Origin of the sequence: Aquabacterium sp. J223 (genome assembly GCF_024666615.1) — a bacterium.
GTDB lineage: Bacteria > Pseudomonadota > Gammaproteobacteria > Burkholderiales > Burkholderiaceae_C > J223.
In genome coordinates this window covers 446,324-459,408 of the sequence record NZ_CP088297.1, presented here as the reverse complement: position 1 = coordinate 459,408, position 13,085 = coordinate 446,324, and the positions used below count along the sequence as shown (strand labels likewise).

Annotated in this window: 7 protein-coding genes; 2 read left to right on the top strand and 5 right to left on the bottom strand. The window is 74.1% G+C overall.

The window, feature by feature from the left end; all coding sequences use genetic code 11:
* Positions 1 to 16 precede the first annotated feature (16 nt).
* Together LRS07_RS02170 and LRS07_RS02165 are read right to left on the bottom strand one after the other, a co-directional pair.
* Positions 17 to 1,468 carry an amidohydrolase family protein gene (locus LRS07_RS02170; protein ID WP_260500392.1) on the bottom strand — a complete coding sequence of 484 codons (1,452 nt, stop codon included), beginning with the start codon at positions 1,466 to 1,468 and terminating at the stop codon, positions 17 to 19.
* Positions 1,469 to 1,538: 70 nt separating this feature from the next.
* A complete protein-coding gene (locus tag LRS07_RS02165; RefSeq protein WP_260500391.1) occupies positions 1,539 to 2,330 on the bottom strand; it encodes an SDR family NAD(P)-dependent oxidoreductase in 792 nt (263 codons plus the stop codon).
* Positions 2,331 to 2,519: 189 nt separating this feature from the next.
* Between LRS07_RS02165 and LRS07_RS02160 the strand changes: the two genes are divergently transcribed.
* Complete coding sequence (locus LRS07_RS02160; protein ID WP_260500390.1) at positions 2,520 to 3,497, top strand: LysR family transcriptional regulator; 978 nt, start codon at positions 2,520 to 2,522, stop codon at positions 3,495 to 3,497.
* A 106-nt stretch (positions 3,498 to 3,603) separates the two neighbouring features.
* Positions 3,604 to 6,768: an amidohydrolase family protein gene (locus LRS07_RS02155; RefSeq protein ID WP_260500389.1), complete on the top strand. Its 3,165-nt coding sequence runs from the start codon at positions 3,604 to 3,606 to the stop codon at positions 6,766 to 6,768.
* A 10-nt stretch (positions 6,769 to 6,778) separates the two neighbouring features.
* Here the strand turns inward: LRS07_RS02155 and LRS07_RS02150 are convergent, their stop codons facing one another.
* From LRS07_RS02150 to LRS07_RS02140, 3 genes are read right to left on the bottom strand one after another with little or no spacing between them, the layout of a single operon-like run.
* Complete coding sequence (locus LRS07_RS02150) at positions 6,779 to 8,284, bottom strand: amidohydrolase family protein (RefSeq protein ID WP_260500388.1); 1,506 nt, start codon at positions 8,282 to 8,284, stop codon at positions 6,779 to 6,781.
* Between the two features lie 24 nt (positions 8,285 to 8,308).
* Positions 8,309 to 9,946, bottom strand: a complete 1,638-nt coding sequence (locus tag LRS07_RS02145) for a hydantoinase B/oxoprolinase family protein (protein ID WP_260500387.1) — start codon at positions 9,944 to 9,946, stop codon at positions 8,309 to 8,311.
* A gap of 13 nt (positions 9,947 to 9,959) precedes the next feature.
* Entirely contained in the window at positions 9,960 to 13,043 is a 3,084-nt protein-coding gene (locus LRS07_RS02140; RefSeq protein WP_260500386.1) for a hydantoinase/oxoprolinase family protein, read from the bottom strand.
* Positions 13,044 to 13,085: the final 42 nt, after the last annotated feature.

Here is a 13,085-nt window from a genome sequence, read left to right as displayed (position 1 = left end):
CAGGAAGGCGGTCGCTTCAGCAGCCGTGGTGCTGTCTCAGGGCGACGCGCAGCCGGTCGATGGCGGCGGCGTCGGGCGGGTGTCGTTCGAGGGCCTGTCGGGCCTGGTCGCGCAGCGCGTCCTCCAGCGCCGGCCGGTCGACGCCGGTGCAGGCGCCGTCCTGCACGACGGTGCGCCCGGCGACGACCACCGTCCGCACGTCCTGCCGCGTGGCGCGGGCCAGCACCAGCTCCAGCCGTGTCGGCCGCTGCGGCGACAGCCGGTCCCGCACGATGCGGCCGGTGTCGAGCACGAGCAGGTCCGCCGGCGCGCCGGCCTCCAGGCGACCGCCGCCGTCGTCGCCGGTGACGGTGCGGCGGCCGTCGGCGCAGGCGGCGTCGAACAGCCGGGACGGCGTGAAGGCCTCGCCGCCATGCGTGCAGGCCTGGTGCCAGGCCAGGCGCAGCTCGCGCAGCAGGTCGTCGTCGTCGTCGAGCGACATGCCGTCGAGGCCGAGGCCGAAGCGCAGCCGATGGTGCGCATAACAGCCCCACGGCGGCTGTCCCGAGCGCAGGCGCAGGTTCGACGACACGTTGGCGCTGAGGCTGACCCCCCGCTCGGACAGCAGCGCGCAGTCGTCGTCGTCCAGCCAGACGGCGTGGGCCACGGTCAGCCGCGGCGACAGCAGGCCCAGCGCGTCGAGGTGCCGCAGCAGCCCCTGCGGGTGCTGCGCCCGCGCCCAGTCGCGTTGCCGGCGGGTCTCGAACAGGTGCATGTGGACCCGGCGGCCGGTGTCGGCACTGGCGCGCGCGATGGCGGCCAGCGTCTCGTCGTCCACCCACTGCGGGCCGACCGGACCGTACTGCACCTGGAAGGTCGGCCCCTCGAGCTCGGCGATGCGCTCCACCAGGTCGAGGTTCTCCTGCAGCGTGCGCGACGGCCGGCGCAGCTGCAGCAGCCGCGCATGGTCGTGCGGCGGCAGCCGGTCGAGCACCGGCTGGAGGTCGCCGTAGACCACGCCGTTGCGGCCGGCGAAGGGCACCGCGAAGGCGATGCGCAGGCCGACGTCGCGCGCGGCGCGTGCGACGCCCTCGGCCTCGCGCAGCAGCGCCCGTCCGTCCTGGGTGTTGTGGCAGTGGTTGGCGGCGACGATGCCGCCTTCGGCCATGCGCGCGAAGGCGACGGCCGCGCGCAGGTACGGATCGACCTGCGGCTCCAGCGCCAGTTCGGCCAGCCAGGTCTCCAGCGTCTGATCGCGCGCGCCGAAGGCCAGCGTCTTCAGCCCGCGGCCGTGGTCGTGCGCGTTGGCCAGGCCGGGCAAGGCGATGAGGTCGGCCGCCGCGGGCGGCAGCGACGGCAGCGGCTCGATGCGCGACAGGCGGCCGTCGCGCCAGTGCAGGCGTGCCGGGCCCGTCGCGTGCACGCCGGGCCGGCCATGCACCTCGGCCACGTCGACGTGGCCCTGCGCCGGCATCGCGGCCAGGCTCACAGGCGCACCCCTGGCGCTTCGCGCCTCCCCGCCAAGCGGGGGCGAACCCCTCCGGGCGGCCGAGCGGGGCTCACAACGACGCCCAGCCCCCGTCCACCGGCAGGTCGACGCCGGTGATCTGCCGCGAGACGTCGGAGCTCAGGAACAGGCAGGCGTTGGCGACGTCGGCGTCGGCGGTGATGCGGCGCAGCGCGTACTCCTGCGCATGCCGCTCCTCGGCCTGCTGCTCGTCGAGGCCGAAGCGGCTCATGGCCTCGGGGATCCACTTGCTGCGGAAGCGCTCGTCGTCGACCATGCCCGGCGCGACGAAGTTGACGTTGATGTTGTAGGGCCCGGCCTCCAGCGCCGCCGACTTGGTGACGCCGCGCAGCCCCCACTTCGAGGCCGAATACGCCATGCGCCCCGCGCGGCCGCGCATGCCGTAGCTGCCGCCGACGTTGACGATCTTCCCGTAGCGGCGGGCGATCATGCGGGGCAGCACCGCCCGCATGGTGTTGAAGCAGCCCAGCAGGTTCACCTGCATGGTGTGCTCGAACTCCTCGGGCGAGGTGTTCCAGGTCGCGTCGCCGATCGGTCCGGTGTCGCTGGCCACGTTGATCAGCGCGTCGATCTGGCCCAGCTGCTGGACCGCCAGCTCCGCCATGCGCTCGGTCTCGGTCGGACTCGTCACGTCGCAGCGGACGGGCAGCGCCATGCCGCCCTGGCCCTCGGTCTTCATCGCCATGGCCTCGATGGCGTCCACGTCGCGGCTGGCCAGGACCAGCCGGCAGCCCTCCTTCGCGAACGCCATCGCGATGGCCGGGCCCAGCCCCTTGGTCGGTCCCGTCACGACGACCACGCGCCCCTTCAAGCCCAGATCCATGCTGCACGCCCCTTGGATTGATCAAAGTGTTCCGCGGCCCGGACGCTTTGGCACCCGACTTGCTCGGGGTTTGCCCCAAGTCGCGAACGCCGCCCGATGCCCATTGCGAAGGCACCTTAGAGGATGTCCATGCACATGTGGGGTGCTGAATTCGCTTGCCCGTGTTGACTTTCGTGCGTGGGAGCATCGATGGCCTTGAGGAACATGCGTGTGTGGCGCTACCTGGAAGAGGTGGCGCGTGTGGGTTCGGTGCGCCAGGCGGCGGAGCGCCTGCACCTGACGCCGTCGGCGCTGCTGCGTCGCATCCAGGACGTGGAGTCCGACCTCGGCGCGGCGCTGTTCGAGCGGACCTCGTCCGGCGTCCAGCTGACCGCGGCCGGCGAGATCTTCATCGCCTGGATCAAGAACCACAACGCCGAGCTGCGCCGCGTCTACTCGCAGATCGAAGCCCTGTCCGGGCTGCGCCGCGGCGAGATCCGCATCGCGGTGAGCCAGGCCGTCGCGCGCAGCTTCCTGCTCGAGGAGATGCGTGCCTTCCGCGCCCAGCACCCGCTGGTCAAGATGACGGTCGACGTCTGCGACCATGCCACCGCCATGCGCCAGCTGCTGGCCTACGAGGCCGACCTCATCCTGGTGTTCCGGCCACCGCACGCCGCCGAGCTGCAGCCGCTCATGTCGATCGGCCAGGGGCTGGTGGCGGTGATGGCGCACGACCACCCGCTGGCCACCAAGCCGCGCCTGCGGCTGCGCGACTGCCTGATGTACGACCTGGCGCTGCCCAATGCCGACCATGCCGGCCGGCAGCTCATCGACCAGGTGCTGGCCGGCGGCTCGCTGCAGCCCAAGCCGGTGATCGAATCCAACGCCTTCGACCTGCTGGTCGACATGGTCCGGGGCACCGACATCATCAGCTTCCAGGTCGACATCGGCGCGGCCCTGTGGCGCCAGGACCCCGGCCTGTGCGTGCGCGCGCTCGAAGAGGCCGACGGCGCCTACGGCCCGCTGGTGCTCGGCCAGCTCAAGGGCCGCACCCTGCCGCTGCCCGCGGCCCGCTTCGGCGAGCAGCTGGCGCGGCGCCTCGACGAGCGGCGCTCCCTGCCGATGGACGAGCTGGCCGCGCACGCGCAGCGCCAGACCAAGGTGCGCGAGAGCGAGGACGTCGACTGATCCGGCGGCGGGTGTTGCCGCCGGCGGCGGCACGGCCTGCGCAAACGGCGACACCGCCCGCCGCCGTGCTGCCTAGCATGGCGCGTCCTGTTGCCGAAGGCCCGTCGTGCTGCCGTACTGTGCCCATTGCCAGACCGGCGTCGGTCTGCGCCGCCGCAGCTTCATGTCGCTGGCCGCGGCCGCCGCGGCCAGCCCGTGGGCGCCGCCGGCCACCGCGTCGCCGCGGCCGACCGACGACGGCACCGACACGCTGCCGGTCTGGGGCGACACCCCGGTCGAGCTGACGCAGGGCACCAACCTCGCCATCGCCCTGTCGCCCGACCGGCGCATGCTGGCCATGGACCTGCAAGGCGTGTTGTGGACCGTGCCGGCCCTCGGCGGCGAGGCCCGGCGGCTGACGGGCGACCTCGACGACATCGCCCGGCCCTGCTGGTCGCCCGACGGCCGCCACATCGCCTTCCAGTCCTACCGCGACGGCAGCTTCCAGATCTGGCGCATCGGGGCCGACGGCCGCGGCCTGGCGCAGCTCACCCGGGGCCTGGCCGACTGTCGCGAACCGGCCTGGTCGCCCGACGGGCGGGAGATCGCCTTCGCCAGCGACGAGGGCGGCCGCTATGCGCTGTACGCGCTCGACCTCGAGCGGGGCGGCATCCGGCGCCTGGTCGACACCGGGGCGCAGGACGGCGAGCCGGCCTGGTCGGCCGACGGGCGCCGTCTCGCCTTCTCCAGCGGTGGCCGCATCCTGACGCTCGACCTTCGCGACCCCGAGGCGCTGCCGCGGGTGGTCTTCGCCGGGCCCGGCGCCTCGGCGCCCGCCTGGTCGCCCTCGGGGCGCTTGAGCTGGCGGCTGTTCGAGGGCACGGGGCGCAACCCCGTGGCCAGCCGGCTGGTGGTCGACGGCCAGCCGGTCAGCGCCGACCCGGAGGACGTGTTCCCCACACCGGCCGCCTGGCTCGGCGACGACGAGCTGCTCTACACCGCGGACGGCGACATCCGGCGCCGCCGCCTCGGGCCGGCGGGCGGCATCGTCGGTGGCGTGCCGTTCCGCGCCGAGGTGCGGGTGACGGCGCGGCGCCCGCGCGCCCACCGGCGGCGCGATTTCGACAGCACCGCGCCGCGACCGGTGAAGGGCATCTCGTTCCCGGTGCTGTCGCCCGACGCCCGTCAGGTGGCGTTCACCGCGCTCGGCCAGGTGTGGCGGCTGCGCGTGGGCCGGCCCGAACCGCAGCAGCTGACGCACGACCACAGCGCCAAGCTGGGCCCGGCCTGGTCGCCGGATGGGCGGCGGCTGGTCTATGCCTGCGACCGCAGCGGGCGGCTGCAGCTGTGGCTGCACGACCTCGACGGCGGCGCCGCTCGCCAGCTCACCCAGGCCGACCAGCCGCTGAAGCAGGCGGCCTGGTCCCCGGACGGCGGCAGCATCGTCTGCGCCAGCGAGGACGGCTGGCTGTGCCTGGTCGACGCGCACACCGGGGCCCTGCGCCGCCTGGCCCGCCAGACGGTGTGGTCCGGCCGGCCGAGCTGGTCCCCCGACGGCCAGACGCTGGCGCTGGCGGCGGCGCAGCCCAGCTCCGCCCGCTACCGCGAAGGGCTCACGGCCATCCTCACCGTGCACCTGGCCAGCGGCCGCATGCGCTACCAGCTGGTGCGCGAGGGCCAGTCGCTGGACGTGCGCAACGTCAACGGGCCGCTGTGGACGCCCGACGGGCGGTGGTTCATCTACACCCTGGGCGGCAGCCTGTGGCGGTCGCCGATCGACCCCGACGGCCGCCTGGCCGGACCGCCCCAGCCGCTGGCCGACGACAGCGCCGACGCGATCAGCCTCAGCGCCGACGGCCGCTCGCTGCTGACCCTGTGCCATGCGCGGCTGCGCCTGCGTCGGCTGGACGAGCAGGGTGCCGGCGTCCCGCAGGACCTGCCGTTCGGGCTGCAGTGGCGGATGGCGCGGCCGTCGGGCGTGACCGTGGTGCACGCCGGTCGTTTCTGGGACGGCCTGGCCGAGGCCCTGCGCGAGGACGTGGACATCGTCATCCACGGCCACCGCATCGCCGCCATCGAGGCGCACCGACCGGACCGCCGCGGTGTGCGCTGGATCGACGCCCGCGCGCTGACGGTGATGCCGGGACTGATCGACATGCACACCCACCGCGAGATGGGCAACCAGCTCGGCGCGCGCGAGCCGCGGCTGTTCCTGGCCTACGGCATCACGGCCACCCGCGGCCTGAGCGACAACGCCTACCTGGCGCTGGAGAACAAGGAGTCGGTGGACGCCGGCTGGCGGATCGGACCCCGCCACTTCGGCACCGGCGAGGCGCTGGAGGGCGCGCGGGTGTTCTACGACGGCATGCACCCGATCCGCGACGCGACCCAACTGGTGCGCGAGTTCGAGCGGGCGCGCGCGCTGGACTACGACCTGCTCAAGTGCTACGTGCGGCTGCCGCCCGACCTGCAGCGGCGCGCCACCCGCATGGCCCAGCGGCTCGGCATCCCGATCACCTCGCACTACCTGTTCCCGGCGGTGGCCTTCGGTGCGCCGGGGCACGAGCACATGGGCGGCAGCAGCCGCTTCGGCTACTCGCGCACCGGCAGCATGATGGGCCGGGGCTACCAGGACGTGGTGGCCATCGCCGGCGCCAGCCGGAGCTTCCGCACGCCCACGCTGTTCGGACTGGAAACGATGCTCGGCGACGCTCCCGAGGAGGTGCTGGACGACGTCCGCGTGCAGCGGCTGTTCCCGCCCGCCGAGCGGGCGGTGCTGGAGCGGCATGCGCGGGCCGGGCCGTCGAGCCCGGTGCCGCTGGTCGCCCACCAGGTGGCGACCCTGCTCGCCCAGCAGGACGCGGGCGCGACCATCGTCTGCGGCAGCGACTACCCCATCGTGCTGCCCGGCGTGAGCCTGCACCTCAACCTGCGGGCGATGGTGCGCCATGGCATGCGACCGGTCGACGCGCTGCGCACCGCCACCCGCAACGCCGGCCAGGTGCTGGGCCACGACCTGGGCACCCTGGCCCGCGGCCAGCTGGCCGACCTGGTCTGCGTCGAGGGCGATCCGCTGGCCGACATCCGGGCGGCGATGCAGGTCCGCCTCGTCATGGTCAACGGCGTGGCGCACGGCCTGAGCCAGCTGGTCGAGCCCTTCCGCGACGAGCCCGCCGCCGCCACCGTCGCCCATGCCGAGCCGGCGCCGCCGCTGTCGCCCGACGAGCCCTGGTGGCACGACCCGCAATGGGTGAGCGACGTCCGCTGCCAGTGCTGCCAGCCGACGGCGTGAGGCGCGGCGCTCAGCCGTCCGGCGGCCGCCCGCCGTGCAGGTGGAAGGGCGTGCGGCCCACGCCGCAGCAGAAGGCGCTGACCCAGGGCCGCATCGCCTGCGCCAGGTGGCGGCCCTCGGCGTTGAGCGCGTCCAGCCGGTCCGCGGCCTCCTGGGCCCGGCGCCGCAGCGCGCCTTCGTCGACGGTGAGCACCTTGCCGCCTTCGACCACCACCCGGCCGCCGACGATCACGCGGTCGACGGCCGCGCCGTTCTCGCCATGCACCATCTGCCGCAGCGCATGGCGCAGCGGCACGTAGACCGGCTGCGACAGGTCGAGCAGCACCAGGTCGGCGGCGAAGCCAGGGGCGATGCGGCCGAGCCGGTCGCCCCAGCCCATGGCGTGAGCGCTGCCTTCGGTGGCCATGCGCAGCGCCTCGGCCGCGGTGACCCAGCGCGCTTCGTCGGGCGTCATCACCCGCGACAGGAAGGCGGCGAGGCGTGCGGCCTCGAACAGGTTCTGCGTGTCCGAGGTGTTGGCGCCGTCGCTGCCCAGGCCCACGCGCAGCCCGCGTTCGAGCATGCGGCGCACCGGCGCGACGCCGGAGCCCAGCCGCAGGTTGCTCAACGGGTTGTGGATGGCGGTAACGCCGGCGGCGGCGAGCCGGTCGATGTCGTCGTCGCCGATCCAGATCGAATGCGCGGTGCTCAGCCGCGGGCCGAGCAGGCCGAGGTCCGCCAGGTGCGCGACCAGGCTCTTGCCGTAGCGCTTCTCGCCATGCAACGCCTGCGCCTTGCTCTCGCCGAGGTGGGTCTGCATCGGCAGGCCCCAGTCGGCGGACAGCGCCGCGCAGCCGCGCAGGAAGTCGTCCGAACAGTTCAGCGGGATGGTGGGCCCGATGCCCAGGCGCACGCGCGCGTCGTCGAAGGGCCAGTCGCGGGCGGCGGCGGCCACCACCGACAGGCAGTCCTCGGCCGAGGCGGCGCGCGCGGCCGCCGCGGCCGGCTGCAGTTCCGGCGGCAGCGCGGCGAGCAGCTCGGGGTAGGCCTGGTAGAGCGTGCGGTCGGCCAGCATGGGGGCCACCACCGCGCGGAGGCCCACCGCGTCGTAGGCCGCGGCCACCGCGTGCAGGCCCTCGACCGTCGGCAGCGGCACCTGCGTCGGCATGTCGAACAGCGCCGTGCAGCCCTTGCGCAGCAGCTCCACCGCGGTGAGCGTGGCGCTCAGGCCCAGGTCGTCCAGCCCGCGCTGGCCGTTGATGGCCGGCGAGGCGGCGAGGAAGCCCTCCAGCGCCACGTCCTCCACCGCGCCGCGGCCCAGGCCGCCGTGCGCATGCGTGTGGCCGTTGACCAGGCCGGGGATGAGCAGACGGTCGGTGGCGTCCAGCGTCACCGCGCCGTCGGCGGGCAGCAGCCCGGGCGCCTGCACCGCCACGATCCGGCCGTGCTCGACCAGCACGTCGGCCGGACGCGGATCGGCGGCCGCGTCGGCCAGCACCAGCGCACCCCGGATCAGCAGCCGCTCGGTCGTCGTCATCGCGGGGGGAAGGATGGCATGGAATCAGCCTGCCGTCGCGCCCGCCAGCCCCGCCTCGTGGTCGGCCGCCTGCGCGGCGGGCGCCCGCAGCGAGGGCTCGCCGAGGCCCGCGCCACCGGGCAGCTCCAGCACCAGCCGGTCGCCGGCGGGCACCGTCTGCAGGCCCTTGGCGCGCAGCAACGGGCCCGAGCGCAACCGCACGACGCCGGCCGCGCCGTCGCCGCCGCCGGCGCGGCCGCGGGCCGGCGTGGCCACCCGTTCGTACATCGCCAGCACCTCGAAGGCCGCGCCGTCGCGCGTGCCCACCTCGACCGATTGCCCCAGCCCGCCGCGGAAGCGCCCCGGCCCGCCGCTGTCCGGACGCAGTTCCTTCTTCCAGATGACGATGGGCGCACCGTGCTCGGTGACCTCCACCGGCATGGCCCGCACCCCGCTCGGAAAGGCGGTGGCGTCCAGCCCGTCCTGGCCGGGCCGGGCGCCGGCGCCGCCGCTGTTGAAGAACACGGTGTCGAAGGTGGCCGCGGCCGAGCCCGGCATGCGGCCGCGCAGCTGCACGCTCCACAGGCAGGACGAGCCTTCGGCCGGCACGCGGCCGGGCAGCGCCTGGTCCAGGCATCCCAGCACCAGGTCCGGCAGCATCTGGCCGATGACATGGCGCGCCGCCACCGGCGACGGCCGCTGCGCGTTGAGGATGCAGCCCTCGGGCGCGGTCACGACGAAGGGCAGCAGCGCGCCGTGGTTGTTCGGCACCTCCGGCGCGATCACGCACTTGAGGCCGAAGACGGTGTAGGCGCGGCAGTAGTTGAGCACCACGTTGATGCCCTGCGGCACGGCGCCGTCGGTGCCGGCGTAGTCGACGATGACCCGGTCCTCCTCGACGGTCAGCGTCGCGCGCAGCGTGATCGGCCGGTCGTAGCCGTCGATCACCAGCTCGCCGCGCCACTGGCCGCGGGGCAGCGCCGCGATGCGCTCGCGCGTGGCCTGCAGCGAGCGGGCCAGGATGTACTCGCCCAGCGCGTCCAGGCTGTCGAGGCCGAACTCCGCCAGCATCGCCTTCAGCCGCCGCGCGCCGGTCTCGTTGCTGGCGATGTAGGACAGCACGTCGCCCTCGACCTGCAGCGGCGTGCGCACGTTCTGCCGCAGGATGGCCATCAGGTCCTCGTTGAGGCGGCCGCCCGAGGCCAGCCTGAGCAAGGGGATCTGCAGCCCCTCCTCGAAGATGGAGCGGCCGTCCGGCCCCTGGCCCAGCCCGCCGATGTCCAGCTGGTGGCAGCAGCAGCCGAGCAGCCCGACCACCCGACCGTCCACCACCACCGGGCTGACGACGGTGATGTCGTGCAGGTGGCCGGCGGTGAGCCACGGGTCGTTGGTGATGTAGTGGTCGCCCTCGGCCATGGTCTCGATCGGAAAGCGCGCCAGGAAGTGGCGCACCCCTTCGGCCATCGAGTTGACATGGCCGGGCGTGCCGGTCACCGCCTCGGCGATCAGCCGGCCCCGGGTGTCGAACACCGCCGCCGACAGGTCGCCGGCATCGCGCACCGTGGTCGAGAAGGCGGTGCGCATCAGCGCCTGCGCCGCTTCCTCCACCACCGAGATGAGGCGGGTCCACATGACCTGCAGGCGAAGGTCCTGCAGCGCGTCGTTCGACAGGTCCGGGGTCATCGGAGGATCTCGTTTAGGCGCGGCGGCGCATCACGATGCAGCCCTGGCCGTCGATGTGGGCGTCGAAGGCGGGCGAGACCACGGTCGTCGTCTCGTCCTCGACGATGAGCGCCGGCCCGGCCAGCCGGTGGCCGGGCTGCAGCGACGGGCGGCGGTACAGCGCGTGGCGGCAGACCCGGCCGAGGCCGGGGTCGAGCACCTCTCGCCAGCCGGCGGGCTCGGGGGCCGGCCGCGGTGCCGGCGGCGCGCAGCGCTCGGGCGGCGGCTGCTCGGTGGCCACCGCCACCCGCCAGGTCAGCACCTCGATCGGCAGCCGGGCGGTGAGCCCGCCGTAATGCGCGCGGTAGGCCCGCTCGAAGGCGGCGGTCAGCTGCGCGCCGTCGCCCGCCACGAGCGCCCGCGACGGCACCTCGATCGCGATCTCGTGGCCCTGGCCGCGGTAGCGGGCGAAGGCCGTGCGGCGCTCGGTCCTCGGCCCCGTCGCATCGCCGTCGCGCACGATGGCGTGGGCCTGCGCGCTCATGTCGTCGAGCAGGGCGTTGACCGCCGCCACGTCCAGCGCCTCCAGCGGCTGGTGCAGGCTGCGGGCGATCTCGTAGGCGATGGGCGCGCGCAGGAAACCCACCGCGGAGCCGACGCCGGCGCTCGGCGGCACCACCACCTCCGCCAGGCCGAGCTTCTCGGCGACGCGCGCCGCATGCAGCGGGGCGCAGCCGCCGAAGGCCACCAGCGTGCGGCCCTCGAGCGACAGGCCCAGCTCCACCGCATGCACCCGTGCGGCGCTGGCCATCGCCTCGTCCACGATCTCGCCGATGCCCAATGCCCGCACCCGCGCATCGAGCGCGTCCAGGCCGGGCAGCGCGGCGGCCGCGTCCTCGCAGGCCTTCAGGTCCAGGTGCATGCGCCCGCCGGCGAAGGCGTCCGGCGCGATGCGACCGAGCAGCAGGTCGGCATCGGTCACCGTTGGCTGCGTGCCGCCGCGGCCATAACAGGCGGGGCCGGGTTCGGAGCCGGCGCTCTTCGGCCCCACCGTCAGCCGGCCGGCGCCGTCGACGTGGGCGATGGAGCCGCCGCCGGCGCCGATCTCCACCATCTCGACCACCGGGATGCGCAGCGGCAGCCCGCTGCCCTTGCGGAAGCGGTGCACCCGCGCCACCTCGAACACCTGCGAGCTCTGCGGCCGGCCGTCGTCGATGTAGCAGATCTTGGCGGTGGTGCCGCCCACGTCCAGCGCCAGCATGCGGTCGATGCCGCGCTGCGCCGCGATGCCGGCGGCGAACAGCGCGCCGCCCGCCGGGCCGGACTCGACCAGGCGCACCGGGAAACGCGCCGCGATGTCCACCGTGGTCAGGCCGCCGGACGACAGCATGAGGAACAGCGGGCAGGCGAAGCCCTGCGTGCGCAACTGCGCCTCCAGCCGGCCCAGGTAGCTGGCGACGATGGGCTGCACGTAGGCATTGGCCGCGGTGGTGGAGAAGCGCTCGTACTCGCGCATCTCCGGCGACACCTCGCACGACAGCGAGACGCTCACGTCGGGCAGCGCCTCGCGCAGCAGCGCGCCGGCGCGCTGCTCGTGCGCCGGGTTGGCATAGCTGTGCAGGAAGGCCACCGCCACGCTGCGCACGCCGTCGGCGCGGAAGGCCTCGGCCGCGGCGCGCACGGCCGCTTCGTCCAGCGGCAGCAGCACCTGGCCATCGGCGGCCATGCGCTCGCGCACCGGCAGGCGCAGCCGGCGCGGCACCAGCGGGGCGGGTTTCTCCATCGACAGGTCGTACTGGTCGAAGCGGCTCTCGGTGCCCATCTCCAGCACGTCGCGAAAGCCGTCGGTGGTCAGCAGCCCGGTCCTGGCGCCGCGGCGTTCGATCAGCGCATTGGTCGCCAGGGTCGTGCCGTGCACCAGCAGGCCGACGTCCGCCGGCTGCAGTCGCGCCTCGTGCAGCAGCGTGGCCACGCCCTGCAGCAGCGCGCGTTCGGGCGCGTCGTGCGTGGTCAGCACCTTGGTCGAATGGCGCCGGCCGGCGGCCGTCTCCAGCACCACGTCGGTGAAGGTGCCGCCAATGTCGGCGCCGATGCGAGCGCCCGCAGCGTTCACAGGAAGTCCCCCCGGCGACTTCTCCAGCCGGGCGTAGAAGCGCTTGAGGTGGGTGCCCACGTGCACCGGCTCGTAACGCGCCACGCCGCCGTCCCGCGCGATCAGCTCCGGCAGCGGCGCGACCACGGTGTCCTGGTCCGGGTTGAGGAAGAAGGGGATCGAGTAACGGTCCACGCCCGCCTTGTTGCGCACCCGGTGGTAGTTCGACACGAAGCGGCCGTTGGACCACCACATCATCATGTCGCCGATGTTGATGGTGTAGGCCCCGGGCACCGGCGGCGCCGAGATCCAGGTGCCGTCGCGGCGCTTGACCTCCAGCCCGCCGATCGAGTCCTGCGCCAGGATGGTCAGCGGCCCTTCGTCGGTGTGCGAGACGGTGTTCGACACCTCGATGTCGGCACCGTCCGGGATCGGGCTGTAGTGCAGCAGGCTCAGCTGGCAGATGGGCAGCGCGAAGTGCCCGTCGAAGCGGTCCTCCGGCAGCCCGAGGCCGATCGCGAACGCATGCAGCAGGTCGCGCGACAGGCCGAGCATCGCGCCGTAGTAGGCCTGGCAGGCCTCGCGGAAGGCCGGCATGTCGTCGGGCCACCGGTTGGGCCGGTGGAACACCGGATCGGGGTCGGCGAGGTCGGGGAAGTCGGCCTGGATGCGGTACTGCTCGAAGAGCCGGCTGTTGCGGTCCAGCGGCCCGACCTGCTTCGGCGCGGGGATCCAGCCCCGGTACCACTGCAGCGTGGCCGCCGAGCGGCGGCGCTCGGCCTCCGGCCGCTCGAAGAAGGCGCGCGCCTGCTCGAAGGTGCGGCCGAGCAGCGGCTCGGGCACCCCGTGGCCGACGAGGTAGAAGAAGCCGATGCGCGTGCAGGCCTCGGCGATGGCCTCGGCCACCGCCCGCCGGCCCGCCTCGCCGCCCTGGCGGAAGGGCGCGAAGTCGATGATGGGAATCTCGGCCAGGTCGACCTGCTTGGCCAGGATGCGGTCTTCGACACCCGCGGTGCTGCGACTCATTGCGTTCGGTCCCGTTCGGCCGCCAGGCGGGCCACAGGACCA

Excerpts from the sequence above, each read along its gene's own strand:
- LRS07_RS02165 (WP_260500391.1), bottom strand. The coding sequence starts at position 2,330 with ATGGATCTGGGCTTGAAGGGGCGCGTGGTCGTCGTGACGGGACCGACC.
- LRS07_RS02160 (WP_260500390.1), top strand. The coding sequence starts at position 2,520 with ATGGCCTTGAGGAACATGCGTGTGTGGCGCTACCTGGAAGAGGTGGCG.
- LRS07_RS02150 (WP_260500388.1), bottom strand. The coding sequence starts at position 8,284 with ATGACGACGACCGAGCGGCTGCTGATCCGGGGTGCGCTGGTGCTGGCC.
- LRS07_RS02145 (WP_260500387.1), bottom strand. The coding sequence starts at position 9,946 with ATGACCCCGGACCTGTCGAACGACGCGCTGCAGGACCTTCGCCTGCAG.
- LRS07_RS02140 (WP_260500386.1), bottom strand. The coding sequence starts at position 13,043 with ATGAGTCGCAGCACCGCGGGTGTCGAAGACCGCATCCTGGCCAAGCAG.